This window comes from Salinispora vitiensis, assembly GCF_000378825.1.
Taxonomy (GTDB): domain Bacteria; phylum Actinomycetota; class Actinomycetes; order Mycobacteriales; family Micromonosporaceae; genus Micromonospora; species Micromonospora vitiensis.
Genome location: NZ_KB900388.1, coordinates 4,203,294 through 4,219,932 on the forward strand (window position 1 = coordinate 4,203,294; position 16,639 = coordinate 4,219,932).

Below are 16,639 nucleotides of genomic sequence, written 5' to 3' on the forward strand. Positions count from 1 at the left end.
TTCACCGGTCGTTGTCGAGGCGGGAGTGGAGGTGCATGTCGTGCCAGCCATCGGTGTGGCGGGCCTCGGCGCGCTTCGTGCCTTCCATCGTGAAGCCGGCGTACTGCGCGACCCGGCAGGATGCGGTGTTCACCGTCGAGTGGCAGAGTTCGACGCGGTGGAGCCGGAGGGTGGCGAAGGACCAGGTGGTGACAGCGGTCAGCGCGCGGGGGGCGACCCGACGACCGCGTGCCTCCGGCAGCACCCAGTACGACACCTCCGCCAAGCCCTCGGCCAGGTCCACCCGGCGCAGGCTGATCTGTCCTACGACTCCTCCCGCGGCCAGCACGGCCCAACCGGCGCCGGTCTCCCCGTTCCAGCGGTCGGACCAGGCGGCTATCCAAGCATCAGCCTCGTCGTCGGTCATCGAGCGACAGTGCCAGCGCTGGATGGCCGGGTCGGCGTAGCCAGCCACGACAGCGCGCCGATCTGACGGTTGCCAGGGACGAAGCAGCAGATCCTGCGCGGAGAGCTCGGGCTGCGTCAGCGCCGCCATCGAGCCGCGCGGCAGTGCGGGGGAGGCAAGGGTCGGCATGCGGCCACTGTAGAGCGCGAAAGCGTTAGACGCCGGGCCGCGGAACCCACCAGTCGCCGAGGAATTTGTGCAGGATCGGCACAACTGCGATGTACAAGATCGCCAGGATTAGGCCGATAGCGAGGCCGAGAGTGCCGCGGTCTCGCCGTTCGCCGTCGCCGGAGGGGGCGGCATGAGGGGCCGAACGTGCCCAAGGATGCTCCCGGACCAGCCAGAACAACAAGCCGAGACCCAGCGGTGTTATGTAGATCAGCCAAAACCAGAACCATCGGGTGCCCCGGCGTGGCGGTGGACCGGCGATCACGACGCCAAGAGTGACCACGGCGAGAAGGAAGACTATCCCGGCCGTGCTGGATGCCCCCGGGGGCAGGGTGCCGCCTCGCTGCTCGATCCCGGCGGCGCGTAGCTGCTGGGCGATGCCGGCGGCTCCAGGCCCGGAATAGTCGTCATACTCGATGTGTATCTCTACCTGCGTGAAAGTGGTGGTGTCGGTCCAGTACGACCGACCATCGGAGGTTTTCCACGCGAAGAATGGCCCGAGTTGACTGGAGCTCTGTCGCAGACCGGAAGCTCCGAACCAAGGCCCCGCCTCGGTGCTGTTCCATTGGTCGCCCCACTGAAAGGCCGTCACGCGGCCGGCAGCGACATCGGCACGCGCCTTTTCGTAGCTCTGCTCCCGGGGAGTCGTCCACCAGGTGGTGACCGCCGTCACCAGCCACAGTAGGACCAGGACGAGCCGCAGCGCACTCCACCATCGGCGGCTCCGGTCAACCGTGCTGATGACAGGTGATTCCACGGGCGCATTGTCGCAGGACGCAGCCAGTTGCTGCTGCCCGCGGATTGTCGCCACCACCACCTGACCTCGGTGGTTAGCGCGGTGACACCCGGCCTCGTCGGATCGGCACCCGACCGCCGCCAGGACGAGGTGAGCGCCAATAATCCGGTGATCTCTACGGTTGTCTTCGCAATACTGGGCGGACGAGGTCGAGACCGTAGTCGCCGAGTACGCGATCCGGTTTTCGGTAGACCTGTGAAATCGTGACCGTCGGGAAGTGCCAATCATGACGTACGCCGTGCTGCCCTCCACCCGGGCTCCGGTCCGGGTGTGGACCGATCCGTACAGCATCGAACCGCAGGCCGCTCAGCAGCTCCGCAACATCGGCACCCTGCCCTGGGTGCAGGGCGTCGCCGTGATGCCCGACGTGCATTTCGGTAAGGGCGCCACCGTCGGCTCGGTCATCGCGATGCGGCAGGCCGTCTCGCCGGCCGCGGTTGGCGTCGACATCGGCTGTGGCATGTCCGCCGTGCGGACCTCGCTGACCGCGGCCGACCTGCCGGACGACCTCGCGGGGCTGCGGCACGCCATCGAGGACGCGATCCCGGTCGGCTTCGCCCAGCGCAAGAAGGCGGTGAACCCGCGTCGGATCTGGGGGCTGGCGCAGGCGGGATGGGACGACTTCTGGCGGCGCTTCACCGACCTGCACGCCGGGGTCGCCCGGCTGGAAGGCCGAGCGATGAACCAGATGGGGACCCTCGGCGGCGGAAACCACTTCATCGAGGTCTGCCTGGAGCAGGGTGGTGTCGATGCGGGCCGGGTGTGGTTGATGTTGCACTCCGGCTCCCGGAACATTGGCAAGGAGCTGGCGGAGCGGCACATGGCCATCGCCCGGAGGTTGCCGCACAACTCCGCCCTGCCCGACCGTGACCTGGCGGTCTTCCTCGCCGGGACGGCGGAGATGGACGCCTACCGGCGGGACCTGTGGTGGGCGCAGGAGTACGCGCGGCGCAACCGCGCAGTCATGCTCGCGCTGCTCTGCACCGTGGTCCGGGACCGGTTCCCGCAGGTGAGCTACGACGAGCCGATCAGCTGCCACCACAACTATGTCGCCGAGGAGACCTACGACGGCGTGGAGGTGTTGGTGACCCGTAAGGGCGCCATCCGGGCCGGTGCGGGGGAGCTGGGCATCATCCCCGGATCGATGGGGACCGGGTCCTACATCGTGCGGGGTAAGGGCAACGAGGCCGCGTACTGCTCCGCGTCGCACGGCGCGGGCCGGCGGATGTCCCGGGGGCAGGCCAAGCGGAGCTTCACCACCGATGATCTGGCGACGCAGACCGCCGGGGTGGAGTGCCGCAAGGATGCCGGGGTCGTGGACGAGATTCCGGGCGCGTACAAGGACATTGAGGCCGTGCTGGCACAGCAGACCGACCTGGTCGAGGTGGTCGCGCACCTCAAGCAGGTGGTGTGCGTAAAGGGGTAGGCCGCACCACCGACCAACCGGACAATGGACGGGTGGATGAAAGGGTCTTTGCGGAAGCTAGCCTGCACTCTGCCTGTTCGCAGGCTTTGCGCTACGTGGCAACCCGGTCCGCGGGGCCCCCGGTCGACGCGTCCCTGCGGATCACGCTGAACTTTCATCCTGACCGGATGGTCACTGACAGCCCTATTCTCGGCCGGATGTTGGCGGACGGGAGTTACCTGTCTCAGTTTGTCACCGGCACCAGCAACGGTGGGCTCACCGCCCACCCCGGTGGCGACCGGTGGCGCTGGGAACAGCGGATGTTCGGCGGCGCCTACGACGCCGTACCCGCCCAGCATCGACCGGTTTACGGCGGCCTGAACTCCCGCCGTAAACCGGTCGGTGCCGCGCCCCGATTCGGCTCAGCTCACCTGCGGCTGACGGCGTCCACGCTCAGCCGGGCGACCTTCTGCTACCCGGACAGCCATCTCGAGCCAACCATGTTCGGCGTGGCCGAACGCATGTCGCTGGTCGACCTGGCGCACGCCGACCAGCGGGACGAACTGGATGACTACGTTGAGGCGCAGGTGCACGGTGCGGTCCGGCTGGACCGCGACGTCGAGGCACTCGTGCTGGATTCCTGCTACCGCGGCACCGACGTCGAGAGCGCGGCCCGTCGCCTGCCCTGCCGGCTAGAGTGGCATCCGGGTTTCCGGCTCTCCGTAGCCGAGCTCCGTCGGCATCCGGAGTACCGTGGCCCGCGCTACGTGGAGCTCGGTGCCGCTTTCGCCGTCGAGGGGTACCTCACCCCACGCATCATCGGGGACGCTGTCCGTACCGGCTGCTACCAACCGCAGGATCTCAAGCGCGTCTGGCACTACCTCGCCCGTTTCGGCAGCCCCACCACGCCGTCCCGCATCCCGGGCTGAGGTTTGCGCCGGGGCCGCCCGCCTGCGTTGCCGTGCCACCGAAGCCGCGGGGGAGGCCTGCCCGTTACCGCCCGGTCTGGTGGTAGCGGCGCTCAAGAAAAGCGATGAGGGTGGCCCGTTCGGCCGCGATGCCTTCCGCGAGGCGAGCCGCGGCCTGTACCGCCAGCCAGGGTCCCGACGGCGGTGGCGGCTGCACCGAGCCGGCCCGGTAGGCGCGGGTGTAGCGGCGGGCAAACACGGACCGGCCGCTCCTGACCAGCGTACGAGCGACCCGCGATGTCTCCGGTAGCGGAGCGGAGTAACGCAGGAGCAGCTTCGTCCGGGCATGGTCGGCTGCTGGTGCGCCGCGCGTCGCGTTGGGCCAGTCGATGACCGCGGCTCGACCAGCGATGAGCATCAGGTTGCCGGGGTGGTAGTCCCCGTGGCAGAGACGGTCCCCCTCGGGTAGGTCGTCGAGTAGCCGCAGCGTGTGGTCCCGGAGCCGCGTCGGCATGGTGGCGTCGGTGATGCGGGCGGCCAGGAGCGAGCGGAGCTCGGGCAGGTCGGCGGGGGCCGACACCTGGTGTACGGCGAGGTGGGTGGCGGCCAGCGTACGGGCCATGCCGAGCATCCGCCACGGCTGTCGCTGCAACTGGGTGAGCATGTCCGCCCCGTCCAGCCGTTCCAGCACCAGGCCGACGCGTCCGTTCCACTCCACCGTGTCGGCCAGTTTTGGAGCGATGTCGAGCCCGGCCAGCGCGGTCAGCGCTCCCGCCTCGGCGCGGTGTCCGAGCAGCCCGGGCCGGTACAGCTTGATGACCGCGTCGTCGCACCACGTGTGTACGTCCGCCTCCCGCCCGGCGCCGACCTTGGCTCCGATCATTGTTCTGCCCTTCGGCGGGGTGTTCGGCTGGCCTCGATCAGGGTTCTGGTGGAGTGCGCGACGAATGCACCGTGGGTGCGGATTTGGGCGTCGAGCCGTTCGAGTCGGGCGCGGTGCCGCTCCACGGTGAAGTCGGGCACCCACCAGGCGCACTTGCGCAGGGTGTAGACGACCGCGCCGATGTCGAAGAATTCCATCCGGCAGCGCGCGGTGCGCAGCTCCACGATCTCCAACCCGGCGCGCCGCGCGGCGGCGACCTCCCGGTGTGGGTCACGAGCGAACCGCTCGTGGGGCAGGGGGCCACGAAAGTACTCGATGAGTTCGAACGCGGAGGCGGGCCCGACATGCTGGGCGAGGTAGCTGCCCCCGTCCTGGAGCACCCGGGCGATCTCGGACCAGTCGGGGCGGACGGGGTGGCGGCTGGTCACCAGCGGGAAGCTCGCGTCGGCAAAGGGCAACGGTCGTCCCGGTTCGACCGCGACGACCGCGACGCCGCGCGGCTGTAGCAGCGCTCGGGCGCGCTCCACGTTCGGTGGCCAGCCCTCGGTGACCACCATCCGGGGCGCCAACCGGGGCACCTCGGCGAGGACCTCACCGCCGCCGGTGTCGATGTCCAGCGCCGCGGGGGAGTGGGGCAGCCGGGACGCGAGCAGGCGTGAGTAGCGCCAGGGCGGTCGCTGCTCGGTGGCCCGACCGTCGAGCCAGTCGAAGCTCCAGCCGGACACGTCCGCCGCTGCTGCCTCGTCAACCAGTTCCTGGAAGGCACGCACCTTCGAATTCTGACCGTGCCGTCAACCAGTTTGACCTTTCGGCACCCGACCGAGGCCGATGACCGTGCTCACGAACGGGTGTTCGTGGCCCGCTCACCAGCCGAGCACGGCCGGGCTCGAAGCTGTTATCGCTGTCTGGAGGGTGATACCTGACGTGGAGGACCGGGCGTGCTTAACGAACGCCTGCCACGCCGCCGGACCGAACACCAGCGCGACCAGGTCTATACGCCTACCGGTACACATTCCCCATCGTTGATCCCTGCCCGGAACGCGGTCCACTCTGCCGACGTGAACCGCAGCTCCTGCCCGTCCTTGCAGACCTGGACGCCGCTGGGTAGCTGGATGACCCATGGGTGCTCGTGGCCCGTCCCCACCGCCCGGATGAGGTCTTCCCACTCGGAGTAGGTGGCGGCCAGCTCCGGCCCAGCCGGGTCTTTGCTGTCCCGAATGTAGACCGTGTGGGCTGTGTGCGCCCATTCAACACAATTGCCACCGGAGCCCCCAGATCGGGCGCTTTTGCGGTACTCGCGGAGCTGAGTCATGGCTGATACTCCAGGATCGGAACGGCTTGGCAGCAGACAAGCCTGAATATCGTTTCGTACCGGGTGATCTCGACGCCCTTTTGCAGGTACGCGGCGGAGCTGGGCGAGTCGAGATAGACAACTGACGGGTCCTCCGCAGGGTCCGGAAAGTCCAGGATTACGAACGCGGACTCCATCGCGGCGTGCGCGCCAACTGCGAGCGGTGGCGGTGCTCTGGTCAGGTGAACACGACGTTCCAGAAGGCGAGCCAGGCGTGGGCGCGGGGCCAGTGGGTAGGTGCAGCATGGGTGGGCGTTGGGCGCAGGCGAGTCGGGCTGGGATGTTGATCAGGTGGGTGGGCAGGGTGGCGCCTCGGGCCACGGCGTAGCGGGTGGTGCCGGTGAGTGTGCCGGCGGCCCAGAAGGCACTCTTGTCACATTCCCACGCCGTTACAGCCACAGTGGATCAGCTCCCATCCACGGATCCAGGCTTAAGCCCCCAGCGCGCCAGCACTGGGGGCTCAAGTGCTTGTCAGCGCCGGGCGTGCGTAACGAACGCCTGCCACGCCTCCGGACCGAACACCAGGGCTGGTCCGGTTGGGTCCTTGCTGTCACGGACGCCGACGACGCCGGGAAGGTTGTCGGCGACCTCCACGCAGTTGTTGCCGTTGCCGCTCCGCGTGCTCTTGCGCCACCGGGCGCCGGTCAGGTTAGTCACCGCTCAGTTCCTCCAATGCAGTTGTGATCATCTTCTTGGATGCCGCCTCGTCGATTGCGCGGTCGTCGAGGTCTTCCCAGACCAGCCGGTATGCGCTGGACTCGTCGGGCTTGTTGAGGTACAGGGCGCCGGTCAACGTGTCGACATAGGCCAGCGGAGGCTCCAGCACCTCGCCCACCGGATCGGCCGGGAAGTCCAGCAGTGAGAACGGCGTGCTCGCCGCCATGCCACCGTGGATGCCAGCGGCGAAGGGCAGGACCCGCACGGATATGTTGCCGCGCTGGGTGACGTCGAGCAGGTACTTGAACTGCTCGGCCATCACATCAGCTCCACCAACCAGCCGATGCAACACTGCCTCGTTGAGGATCACGCTCAGGTGCGGCGCACGCGGCCGGGACAGCAGAGACTGCCGCGCCAGTCTGACGGTCACCCGGCGTTCCCGCTCCGCTTGATCGACGTAGCCCTTCGGCACCTGGTGTACCTGCTCTGCGTAGGCCCGCGTTTGCAGCAGGCCGGGGATCAACTCAACCTCGTACTGTCGGATCGTTTCCGCGCTGTCCTCCAGGGACACGTACAACCCGAAGAACTGAGGTAGCTCCGTCTCCGTGTAGTCGTGCCACCAGCTCTTCTTCCGGCCGTTGCGCGTTTCAGCCGTCAACGCCAGGAGAAGATCCAGATCGGCCTGTTCGGCGCCGTACAGCTCACACATCGCCTTGACGTCGATGTCCCGGAACCTGACGCCCTCGGTGCCGTCCTCCATCCGGGCGATGGTTGCGCGCCCCTTCTGGAGGTGTTCGGCCGCTTGTTCCTGGGTCAGGTTCGCCGCCCGGCGCAGGATCCCCAGCCGGCGGCCGATGGACCGGCGCACCAGGGCTGAGCCGACCATGTCTGCCACCCGTGACCACCTCCCACTCAATTAGTTGGACGCGTGTCTCGCTCAATTAGAACATGCTTGCCTTGTCTTGCTGAAGCCTAGCGATGCCAATTCGGACACGCCTAGATGAGTGATCTTTAGTCAAGTGACACTCTTCCGACACTGGCCTGCTTGAGTGGTTGTCTTTTGAGCGCGCTCAAAGTGTAATGAGTTGCATCGACGTGCACCGACTGGTTGAACCTTCGCCCAAGGGGGACATCGTGCTGCTGTTCATAGCCCTGATCAGGTACCGCTCGCGGCGCAACCGAGATGGCGTCTCAGGAGCAAATGCGACACCTCACAATTCCGGATCTTTGTCCGGTCCAAGAGGGAAGTGGACTGTGGCTCGCAGGAGATTCCGTCGGCAGAGGAAGAGCTCGTCGCCTCCCGTGAACGCACCGCAGCAGAGGAACAACGTCCCGTACCCAGTGACGGTGCAGCGCGCTAGGCCGGTCAATCTGCCGGCGTGGATGACCCAGCCCACCCTCGCCGCCCCCCAACCCGGCCGCGTCGGCTGGCTCACCCCCGCCCAGCAGTGGCGAGCCAACGGAGGCCGCTGGTGACCGCGCACCGGCCCGCCCACACCGCCGCGCGGCAAGGCTGAAGGGGACGTCGATGGTTGTCGTTGCTGCTGCCGTAGTCGCCGGGCTCGCCGTTGGCGTGCTCCTGGGCCTGGTGACCAAGAGCCGCTCGGGCAGTTGGTGCCCCCGGTGTGGTGACGTCAAGCGTTGCCTACGTGACCACGCGGGCGGGAGCCGGTCGTGGTGAGAAGGGGGCACGACCCGATGCGCCCGCTTTGGCGGTGCCGTGCCTGCGGCGCCGACTGGCCCTGCCAGCCCGCGCGGCTCGCGTTGCTGGCGGAGTATCGCGGCAGGAGGTCGGCCCTGCTGGCCCACCAGGGCAAGCTCCTGGCCGAGGCAACTGATCAGCTATCCCGACTCAACGGCACCAGGCCGGACCTCAGGGAAAGGTTTGTCAACTGGTGCTGGCGGGCGGAACCCGAACACCCCACGACCAGCGCCTTCGAGTCGGGAGACCTGGACCCAGATGTGGTGTTTCGCGGCATCGAAATGATCATTCGTAGCCACTGGGGAGGGCGGACCTGCCCCCGATGCGTGAACACAGGTTGTCCGCATCTCGACTGGGCCGACGGCTGGCTGGCCCGCCTCCGACGAGCACCGCAAGGCCGCCCAGACGGGAGTCGTACCCCGTACCGAAGCGGGTAGCGGAGTCCGAAGCGGGTAACGGAACGCCGTGGCAGGTGGCGTCGTGGCAGGTGGCGCCCGGGTCGGGCGGCCCGACCTTCGGCGCTGGTTGACGGGGACGGCCGTGGCCGTCGCGGGCGGGGCGGTGGGGCACGCGCTGCCGGCGGTCACCGCCAGCGGCGTGCTGCGGCGCCGATACTGGCCCCGGCTGGCCGGGGTGGGCGCGGCCGGTCGGATCGCGTTGACCTTCGACGACGGGCCACGCCGCGCCTCCACCGTACGGTTTCTGCGGGCGTTGGAGCGGGCCGACGTGCGGGCCACCTTCTTTCTGCTCGGCACCCTGCTCGACCGAGACCCGGGACTCGGACGGGAGATGGCAGCCGCCGGGCATGAGCTCGCGGTGCACGGATGGGAGCACCGGAACCTGCTGTGCCGATCCCCTGCCGCGACCTACGCCGACATCGCCCGCACACGGGATGCCGTCGCGGCCGTCACCGGAGCCGCACCGCTGTGGTACCGGCCGCCGTACGGCGTGCTGACGATCTCGGCGCTGCTGGCGTGCCGGCGGCTGGGCCTGACCCCCCGCCTCTGGACCGCCTGGGGACGCGACTGGGACGCAACCCGATCTCCGGCGGCGATCTGGGAAACCATCGTGAAAGATCTCGACGGCGGCGGCACGCTGTTGCTGCATGATTCGGATCATGCGTCCAGCCCGGGAGCCTGGCGAGGTGCCCTGGCCGTCCTGCCGCGCCTCGTGAGCTGGGCCCAGGGGCGGGAGCTAACCATCGGGACGCTCGGCGCACACGCGGAGACCGAGGTCACCGGGGAGCCCGAGGCGGGGCGCACACCGGTCCGGGCGCGACCGGGGCATGGCGACGTATCGGGTGGGTAACCGCAGCCGGTGAAGCCACGGCCGGGCGGGAGAAGTCCGCGCGCCGGTACGTCCCCGGATGGTGCCGGTCGCGGCGGCCCCGGCGGCCCCGGCGGCCCGGGTCCGCTGCGGATCCTGGTCGTCTCCGCCGACATCGGGGCGGGCCACGACGCCGCCGCGGCCGAACTCGCTACCCGGCTCGCCGGCAACGGAGTCGTCGTGGAGCAGCTCAACTTCTTCGCGGCCCTGCCCCGACCGCTGCACCGACTCGTTCGGGAGGGCTACCGCACCATGCTCCAGCGGTTCCCCTGGAGCTACGATGCGCTCTTCCGGTTCACCGACCGGTCGTCGTCGATGGTCCGCGCGCTCCGGGCCGCGCTGCGGGCGGCCGTACCGCAGATGCTGTCGCGGATATCGGCGGACACCCGCCTGGTGGTGACGACGCACCCGTTCGCCAACCAGCTACTCGGGCCGATGCGCGGAACGGGGCAGCTCACCGTGCCGGTGCTCAGCTACGTCACGGATTTCGCCGTCCACCCGATCTGGGTCGCGCCCGGCGTCGACACCTACTGCGTCATTCACGACGGGACGCAGCGGCAGGCACAGGCGCGTGGGGCGGCAGATGTGCGGGTGGTCGATCCACTGATCTCCGCCGCTTTCGCGCCCACGGCAACGGCCTGCCAGCGTACGGCTCGGGCCCGGTTCGGCCTGCCCGAGCAGGAGCGGCTGGCGTTGATCGTCGCCGGCTCGTGGGGGATGGGCGACGTGGCCCGGACCGCGCGCGATGTGCTCGCCGCCGGCTGCGTCACCCCCGTCGTGGCGTGTGGGCGCAACGTCCGGCTCCGCCAGCGCCTGCGTACCTTCCCCGGACCCGTCCTGGGTTGGGTCGAGGACATGCCCACCCTGATGCGGGCGGTTGATGTGGTGGTGGAGAACGCCGGCGGGCTCACCTGCCAGCAGTCGCTGGCCGGTGGGCTCCCCACCGTCACCTATCGGCCGATTTCTGGGCACGGTCGGGCCAACGCGCAGCTACTCGCCGAGGCGGGGCTCACCACCCATGTCACCAGCGCTGCCGAGCTGGCGCCGGTGTTGACGGAGCTGGCCGGCGCGGAGGCCAGCCCGGCCCTTCCCGTCGACAGCGCCACCGACATGGCCGGTTTGGTTTCGGAGGTCGTCCGGAGCGGCAACCGGCTTGACCGGAAGCGGTCAGGATGAGCACGCATTCCTCCTAGGCTGAGGGCGAGTCCGCCTCGGGAGTGACCTAGGAGTCCTGGTTATGCCGCAGTCACACGACTTGGATCATCGGTACGTGGTGCCGCCCTATCTGCGGATCGTCAACGAGCAGACGGTGCCGGGCACGAGCCAGCCGGTCGCGCTCTGGGACTTCCGGGTGGCGCAGCCGAACGTGTCCCAGGTGCCGGGCCCGGTCATGCACACAATCGAACACTTTCTCGGCACCTACGTACGCCAGCACCACCCCACGATCATGAACGTCGCGCCGATGGGCTGCATGACCGGCGTGTACGTCTGGACGGTTGGTCCGTGGAGTTTCGACGACCTGGCCGAGGTCATCGCCGCCGGGCTTCGCTCCATCGAGGACGCCACCGAGGTACCGCTCGCGAACACCATCCAATGTGGCTCGGCGGAGTACCACTCCTTGGTGGGGGCGCAGGAACTCGCCGCACAGCTGCTCGCGAAGCGGGATCAGTGGGGGGATCCGGGCCCCGACGCCCACGAGGTGAGCGAGGCGGACCTGCGGGAACTCGCGACGGGCCAGTGACCCGCCACCACGTCTACGTCCCATCCGCGTACGACCCGGGTGACCTCGAGTAGGCCGGTCTCACTCATCCGTGCGTCGGTGGTCGATCCCCCGCCTGGTTGGGGGCAGCGAACGATGTGCCGTTCTGAGAGCATCCGCGGGTGACGATTGGCGATCCTCCCCGTACGGATGAACGGTCAACGCCGGGCCCACAAGGCCACCTGACTGCTCCGCGTCGGGACGCCGAGCAGCTGGGCACCCCGTTCTGGCAGCTGTGGTCCGCGTCCGCGGCGTCGAACCTCGCCGACGGGATCGTCAAACTCGCGCTGCCGCTGGTCGCGGTCAGCTTGACGGATTCGCCGATGCTGGTGGCCGGGGTGGCGATGGCGTTCAGCCTGCCGTGGCTGTTCTTCGCGCTGCCGGCCGGCGCCCTGGCCGACCGGTTGGACCGCCGCCGGGTGATGGTGGCCGCCAACACGGTGCGTGCGGTGTTGTTCGGGGTGATGGCGCTGGCCGTGGCCCTGGACGCGGCGTCGATCTGGCTGCTCTACGCGGTGGCGTTCGGCGCTGGCGTCGCCGAGACGCTCTACGACACCTCGGCCCAGTCGATCCTGCCGCAGGTAGTGTCGCGGGATGCGCTGCCGCGCGCCAACGGGCGACTGCACGCGGTCACGCTGGCGGCCAACCAGTTCGTCGGCCCACCCCTGGCGGGGTTCCTGGTCACCGCTGGCGTGGCGCTGGCGGTGGTGGGGCCGGCGGGGTTGTGGGCGGTCGCGGTCGCGGCGTTGCTCCTCATCCGTGGCCGGTTCCGGGTCGAACGGGAAGCGCCGACCAGCCTGCGCCGGGACATCGCGGAGGGCCTCCGGTTCCTCTGGCGACACCGACTGCTGCGCGCCATGGCGGTGATGGTGGGGGTCAGCAACTTCACCATGAGCGGGATCTTCGCGGTGCTGCCGCTCTACGCGGTCGGTCCCGACTCGGCGATGGGGCTCACCGAGCCGGGGTACGGGCTGCTGCTCGCGACCCTGGCTGTCGGCATTGTGCTCGGCTCGTTGGTCGCGGGGGCGATTGAACGACGGCTGGGCCGTTCCGCCACCCTCGGCGTGGCAGTAGTCGTCGCCGCGGTGGTTGTCGGCGCACCGGCGTTGAGCGCCAACCCGTTCGTGGTCGGCGCCGTCTACTTCGGGGGCGGGATTCTGGTCGCCACCTGGAACGTCATCACGGTCTCGCTCCGCCAACGGATCACTCCCGACCGGCTACTCGGCCGGGTCAACAGCGGTTACCGGATGCTGGCCTGGGGCGGCATGCCCCTCGGCGCGCTCACCGGCGGTCTGCTGGCGGAGTTGCTCGGCCTGCGCGCGGTCTTCGCGGTCATGGGTGTGCTGGCGCTCAGCCTGGTCATCGGATTGTTCTGGGTGACCGACAGTGCGATTGACGCTGCCGAGCGGGAGGCGGAGCAGCCGGTGTAAACGCCGTTCAATCCGGGTCAACGCTGATCGGCCGCAACACATGATCAGCGTCGGTGATCGTAACCTGGCGCGGAAGGGCCTAATCCCCAGCAGGGACGAACCAGGTGGATTCGAGGTCAACCAGATCGCCGGTAACGGTATCGAGGTCGTCGGCAGCGCCCGACCTCTCCCAAAGGTGCGGATAGTATTCGTGGATGTAACGATCATGGTCGGCTGCCGATTCCCACAACGAGAGCACCAAGAATTCGGCCGCACCGCGCTGGCCGAACATCCCGCAACGCATGCCTGGCGCACTCGTCATGCCAGGGTTCCAGACCTCGGCCTGCGCCCCGATGAAATACGCCTGACGGTTCACCCGTACGTGGCAGTGTGCGAGTCGCGCCAACGAGGTACTCGCAAAGCCTGCTGGATAGCCCTTACCAATGTCCATGCGGTGTTCGAAGAGGCGAACCTCGACTACGTGGTAGGTGCCGGCCTGAGCGCTCGCGATGCCGTCGTGTGCCTCCGCCATGAACTTTTCGTAACTGGGTTGGTCGGCCCAACAACCAAAGATATGCGCCACATTAGGTTCGCGACGGCTCCAACCTCCGCCTTGGCCGAGGAAGCCCGGTAGACCGCGCAGAACCGCCCACCGTTGCTGACCAGAGCCAAACGCCCCGCGGTCAACAACACTGCATTTGATCCACTTAATAAACATGTGAGCATGATAGGCGTAGCCGAATCGTAGCGACCACCTATCCGCTCAGCATTCTCTATCCGGCGTAGGGGATGGCTTCGGCGTGGTGCAGCATCGTAATCATGGTGAAGGTGCCGCCCGGCAGCGTCGGTGCTTATTTCCAAGACGTGGGAAGGGCTTGTCAAGAAGTAGCATCGACGCTGTGACGAGCGCGGCGAGCATGATCGTGGCGATGCCGGAATACAGTAAAGTGTCTGCGGCGCCCCAAAGTGTTACCAGTGGGCCGCCGAGCGCCGCACCCAAGGGTGTTGCCGTGGTGGTGACGGCGGACCGGGCTGCCAGGACGGACGTAAGTTCGGAAGCGTCCGCGGCCTGCTGAAAAAGAGAAATAGTGAACGCTGGAAATGGGCCGTAGATTAGTCCGCCGATGGCGAACGAAATCATGGTTGCTGAAGTATTGTCCGTGATACCAAAGGGGAGCAGGGCTAGACCCCAGCCGAAGATAATGGCGATGACGGCCGGCCATCTGGGTGCGCGGGCCAAGGCACCGCCGGCGAAACCGCCGATCACTGCGCCGACACCGAACGCGGTCCAAAATGCTCCGAGTAGTTGGCCGCTGCCAGCCAGGTTGCCGGTCACGTAGAGCGGAAGCCCAACCTCGACCGGGCCGTACAGGAAGAAGAAGACGGCCGTGATCAGCAACAGGGAGGCGAGTTGGGGTCGCTGCGCGAGTATCCGAAAGCCGGCCACGACGCCAGCCCGCCGAGCGACCGCCAGTTGTTGTGGAAGCTTCAGGCGGGCGACCGTGGTGAGAAGAAGCAGGTATGAGGCCGCATTTACCGCGAGGATTGCCGAGCCATCCAGTTTCAGCAGGATCATGCCGGCGATTGCCGGGCCGATGATGATGCTGATCTGTTGGGATACGCTCAGTAAAGCATTCGCGGGAAGTTGGCGACCATCGGCGAACAACTGACTGACAATAGTGTAGAGACCTGCGTTCCCCCACGCCGAGAAGAGAGACGAAGCGGCGAGGAGGGCAATGTAGGAAAAGGTGCCGAGCTGGCCGGTGACGGCCAGCGCGACAATCGTTGCCAGCCCAAGGGCTCGCAGGCCGGTGCTTGCGGCGACCAACTTCTGTGCGCTCATGCCGCCGCACCACCGGCCTAGCACCAGCGCTCCAAGGGCGCCGGGCAGGGTGTATGCCGCCAGCGCCAGTCCGGCGACAACTCCCCCTTGCCCCGGCTTGGCCAGCTGTATCGCCAACCACGGTATTCCTACGAGTGCCATGCCGTCGCCAAGGAAGGAAACAGCTGCAGCGGAGATCAGTCTGGAGTACCGGCCATCGATGAGAACAGGGCGGTACGCGGAAAGAAGAGGGATTCGGATCTTACCCAGCAACCGGACTCCCGGACGGTTCAGGCGAAGTCGGCGGCGTGATCGGCGGCCCACTGGGCGAAGGTCCGGGCGGGCCGTCCCAGCACCGCCTCGACCTCGTCGGTCACCTGCTCCGGTTTCTCCACCATCGCCGCCCAGCCGGCCAACGCCATCTCCGCGAAGCCGGCGTCCCCGAACGCCTCGATCAGCATCGGCCGGACAGCCTCCGCCGGGATGTCCTCCCACCGCACGTCGCGCCCGATCGCGGTGCCGATGAGGCGTACCTGCTCGGCCTGGGTGACTGTCTCCGGGCCGGTGAGCACGTAGGTCCGCCGGTCGTGCTCGTCCCCGGTCATCGCCTCGACCGCCACCGCGGCGATGTCGTCCTCGTGGATCAGGGATCGGGCCGCGGCGCCGTACGGCCAGCGCACCACCCCCTCGGCGCGAATGGCGTCGGCCCAGCCCAGCGTGTTCGTGGCGAAACCGGTGGGACGCAGCATCGTCCCGGGGAGGTCGCGTTCGCGGAGGGAACGCTCCACCACCGCCCAGAACGAGTTCGGGTCGGCTTCGGCGGAGGCGGCCGACAGGTACACCACCCGGGGTGATCCGGCGCTGGCCAGCACGTCCGCGAGGGTCGGCGCGAGCGCAACGGTGACGGCGGGGTCCGTGTACGGCCAGATCAGGAAGACGGCCCGGACTCCGTCCAGATGCGGGCGGAGGGTCGCCGGATCAGCCAGATCGGCGGTGACCGCTGCTACCCCCGCGGGAAGGTTGGCCCGGCTGGGGTCGCGGACGGCGGCGCGGACGTCGTGACCTGCGGCGGCCAGTCGCGCCACCACCCGCCGTCCGACGTTGCCGGTCGCGCCAGTTACCAAGAACATGGGTCTCCTCCAGGAACGCTCCGATCGCGATAGGGCGACGGTAAAACCTCAACCAGGGTTGAGGTCAAACCGTTCGCCACGCGTCGGAGCGCGCCCTACGCGCCCTGCCCCTGGTTCTGCATGAGGCCACCGTCCATGAAGTAGGTCGACCCGGTGACATAGTTCGCGTCGTCGCTGGCCAGGAAGACGGCGAGCTTCGCGATCTCCTCCGGCTGGGCGGCCCGCTTCCACGGGATCGACTGCACCTGCTCCTCCAGGTACTGCGGGTCGTCGATCGCACGTTGGTTGAACGGCGTGAGCACCATGCCCGGCCCGATGTTGTTGACGTTCATGTGTAGCGGGGCGACCTCCAGCGCGATGCTCTTGGCCAGCTCCAGCATGCCGCCCTTGCTGGCGTCGTAGTCGGCGCCGCCGGCCCGAGCCACCTCCTGGTGGATGGAGGTGATGTTGATGATCTTCCCGTGTCCACCGTGGTCCCGGCGGTGCCGGACGAACCGCCGACAGCAGAAGAACATCCCGTACAGGTTGGTACGGATAGCGCGGTCCCAGGTCTCGGTGTCCAGATCGGCGACCGGGGTACCGGAAGCGTCCACCCCGGCGTCGTTCATCAGGATGTCCAGCTCTCCGAACGTCGCCAAGGCCTCGTCGAACATCGCCTCGACCTGGTGCTCGACGCTGATGTCGCCCTGCACCACCACGGCGCGCCGACCGGCCCGCTCGATCTCGGCCTTGGTGTGGCTCGCCCCCTCGTGGTCATGCAGGTAGTGCACCACCACATCAGCGCCCTCCCGGCCGAACTCGATCGCGGTGGCCTGCCCGATGCCGGAGTCCGAGCCGGTGATCAAGGCGGTTCTGCCCGTCAGTCGTCCGCTCATCAA

Annotated in this window: 20 protein-coding genes and 1 pseudogene; 8 read left to right on the plus strand and 13 right to left on the minus strand. The window is 68.1% G+C overall.

The window, feature by feature from the left end; translation table 11 throughout:
• Position 1: 1 nt before the first annotated feature.
• Positions 2 to 574 (minus strand): GNAT family N-acetyltransferase, encoded by a 573-nt coding sequence (locus SALPAC2_RS0119940; protein ID WP_026184931.1) that lies wholly within the window; start codon positions 572 to 574, stop codon positions 2 to 4.
• Positions 575 to 599: 25 nt separating this feature from the next.
• On the minus strand, positions 600 to 1,370 hold the full coding sequence (locus tag SALPAC2_RS0119945) for a hypothetical protein (RefSeq protein ID WP_026184932.1): 771 nt from the start codon (positions 1,368 to 1,370) through the stop codon (positions 600 to 602).
• A gap of 265 nt (positions 1,371 to 1,635) precedes the next feature.
• On the opposite strand from SALPAC2_RS0119945, the gene SALPAC2_RS0119950 reads away from it, so the two are divergent.
• The gene (locus tag SALPAC2_RS0119950) at positions 1,636 to 2,835 is read left to right on the plus strand and encodes an RtcB family protein (protein WP_018218394.1); all 1,200 of its coding nucleotides are present in this window, start codon (positions 1,636 to 1,638) and stop codon (positions 2,833 to 2,835) included.
• 197 nt (positions 2,836 to 3,032) lie between these two features.
• Positions 3,033 to 3,743 carry a DUF3626 domain-containing protein gene (locus SALPAC2_RS0119955; RefSeq protein ID WP_317889015.1) on the plus strand — a complete coding sequence of 237 codons (711 nt, stop codon included), beginning with the start codon at positions 3,033 to 3,035 and terminating at the stop codon, positions 3,741 to 3,743.
• Positions 3,744 to 3,807: 64 nt separating this feature from the next.
• Here the strand turns inward: SALPAC2_RS0119955 and SALPAC2_RS0119960 are convergent, their stop codons facing one another.
• From SALPAC2_RS0119960 to SALPAC2_RS0119985, 7 genes and pseudogenes are all read right to left on the minus strand, one after another.
• Complete coding sequence (locus SALPAC2_RS0119960) at positions 3,808 to 4,605, minus strand: phosphotransferase family protein (protein ID WP_018218396.1); 798 nt, start codon at positions 4,603 to 4,605, stop codon at positions 3,808 to 3,810.
• On the minus strand, positions 4,602 to 5,375 hold the full coding sequence (locus SALPAC2_RS0119965; RefSeq protein ID WP_018218397.1) for a class I SAM-dependent methyltransferase: 774 nt from the start codon (positions 5,373 to 5,375) through the stop codon (positions 4,602 to 4,604). The genes SALPAC2_RS0119960 and SALPAC2_RS0119965 overlap by 4 nt, the downstream gene beginning before the upstream one ends.
• 221 nt (positions 5,376 to 5,596) lie before the next feature.
• A complete protein-coding gene (locus SALPAC2_RS0119970) occupies positions 5,597 to 5,917 on the minus strand; it encodes a DUF397 domain-containing protein (protein WP_018218398.1) in 321 nt (106 codons plus the stop codon).
• Complete coding sequence (locus SALPAC2_RS28050; RefSeq protein WP_317889016.1) at positions 5,914 to 6,186, minus strand: Scr1 family TA system antitoxin-like transcriptional regulator; 273 nt, start codon at positions 6,184 to 6,186, stop codon at positions 5,914 to 5,916. The genes SALPAC2_RS0119970 and SALPAC2_RS28050 overlap by 4 nt, the downstream gene beginning before the upstream one ends.
• A pseudogene (locus tag SALPAC2_RS28575) lies at positions 6,135 to 6,313 on the minus strand (IS1380-like element ISGosp1 family transposase); the annotation flags it as partial. The pseudogene SALPAC2_RS28575 and the gene SALPAC2_RS28050, both read right to left, overlap by 52 nt.
• Positions 6,314 to 6,427: 114 nt before the next feature.
• On the minus strand, positions 6,428 to 6,613 hold the full coding sequence (locus tag SALPAC2_RS0119980) for a DUF397 domain-containing protein (protein WP_011904556.1): 186 nt from the start codon (positions 6,611 to 6,613) through the stop codon (positions 6,428 to 6,430).
• The gene (locus tag SALPAC2_RS0119985; protein WP_018218400.1) at positions 6,606 to 7,499 is read right to left on the minus strand and encodes a helix-turn-helix domain-containing protein; all 894 of its coding nucleotides are present in this window, start codon (positions 7,497 to 7,499) and stop codon (positions 6,606 to 6,608) included. Before SALPAC2_RS0119985 ends, SALPAC2_RS0119980 begins: the two co-directional genes overlap by 8 nt.
• Before the next feature lie 461 nt (positions 7,500 to 7,960).
• Here SALPAC2_RS0119985 and SALPAC2_RS28255 point away from each other — a divergent pair, with 461 nt between their 5' ends.
• The 6 genes from SALPAC2_RS28255 (at position 7,961) to SALPAC2_RS0120005 (ending at position 12,830) form a co-directional block, all read left to right on the plus strand.
• A complete protein-coding gene (locus tag SALPAC2_RS28255) occupies positions 7,961 to 8,089 on the plus strand; it encodes a hypothetical protein (protein WP_263404669.1) in 129 nt (42 codons plus the stop codon).
• Between the two features lie 222 nt (positions 8,090 to 8,311).
• Positions 8,312 to 8,752 carry a flavin reductase gene (locus SALPAC2_RS28055; protein ID WP_080637016.1) on the plus strand — a complete coding sequence of 147 codons (441 nt, stop codon included), beginning with the start codon at positions 8,312 to 8,314 and terminating at the stop codon, positions 8,750 to 8,752.
• 43 nt (positions 8,753 to 8,795) lie between these two features.
• Positions 8,796 to 9,623, plus strand: a complete 828-nt coding sequence (locus SALPAC2_RS0119990) for a polysaccharide deacetylase family protein (RefSeq protein ID WP_018218401.1) — start codon at positions 8,796 to 8,798, stop codon at positions 9,621 to 9,623.
• 9 nt (positions 9,624 to 9,632) lie between these two features.
• Complete coding sequence (locus SALPAC2_RS0119995; RefSeq protein WP_018218402.1) at positions 9,633 to 10,817, plus strand: UDP-N-acetylglucosamine--LPS N-acetylglucosamine transferase; 1,185 nt, start codon at positions 9,633 to 9,635, stop codon at positions 10,815 to 10,817.
• Positions 10,818 to 10,878: 61 nt separating this feature from the next.
• A complete protein-coding gene (locus SALPAC2_RS0120000; protein ID WP_018218403.1) occupies positions 10,879 to 11,382 on the plus strand; it encodes an S-ribosylhomocysteine lyase in 504 nt (167 codons plus the stop codon).
• Between the two features lie 140 nt (positions 11,383 to 11,522).
• A complete protein-coding gene (locus SALPAC2_RS0120005; protein WP_018218404.1) occupies positions 11,523 to 12,830 on the plus strand; it encodes an MFS transporter in 1,308 nt (435 codons plus the stop codon).
• A 79-nt stretch (positions 12,831 to 12,909) separates the two neighbouring features.
• Here the strand turns inward: SALPAC2_RS0120005 and SALPAC2_RS25205 are convergent, their stop codons facing one another.
• The 4 genes from SALPAC2_RS25205 to SALPAC2_RS0120025 form a co-directional block, all read right to left on the minus strand.
• On the minus strand, positions 12,910 to 13,527 hold the full coding sequence (locus SALPAC2_RS25205) for a YdbC family protein (protein ID WP_033661938.1): 618 nt from the start codon (positions 13,525 to 13,527) through the stop codon (positions 12,910 to 12,912).
• Between the two features lie 99 nt (positions 13,528 to 13,626).
• Positions 13,627 to 14,904: an MFS transporter gene (locus tag SALPAC2_RS0120015; RefSeq protein WP_188115900.1), complete on the minus strand. Its 1,278-nt coding sequence runs from the start codon at positions 14,902 to 14,904 to the stop codon at positions 13,627 to 13,629.
• A 17-nt stretch (positions 14,905 to 14,921) separates the two neighbouring features.
• Positions 14,922 to 15,761 carry an SDR family oxidoreductase gene (locus SALPAC2_RS0120020; RefSeq protein WP_018218407.1) on the minus strand — a complete coding sequence of 280 codons (840 nt, stop codon included), beginning with the start codon at positions 15,759 to 15,761 and terminating at the stop codon, positions 14,922 to 14,924.
• Positions 15,762 to 15,856: 95 nt separating this feature from the next.
• Positions 15,857 to 16,636 carry a glucose 1-dehydrogenase gene (locus SALPAC2_RS0120025; RefSeq protein ID WP_018218408.1) on the minus strand — a complete coding sequence of 260 codons (780 nt, stop codon included), beginning with the start codon at positions 16,634 to 16,636 and terminating at the stop codon, positions 15,857 to 15,859.
• Positions 16,637 to 16,639: the final 3 nt, after the last annotated feature.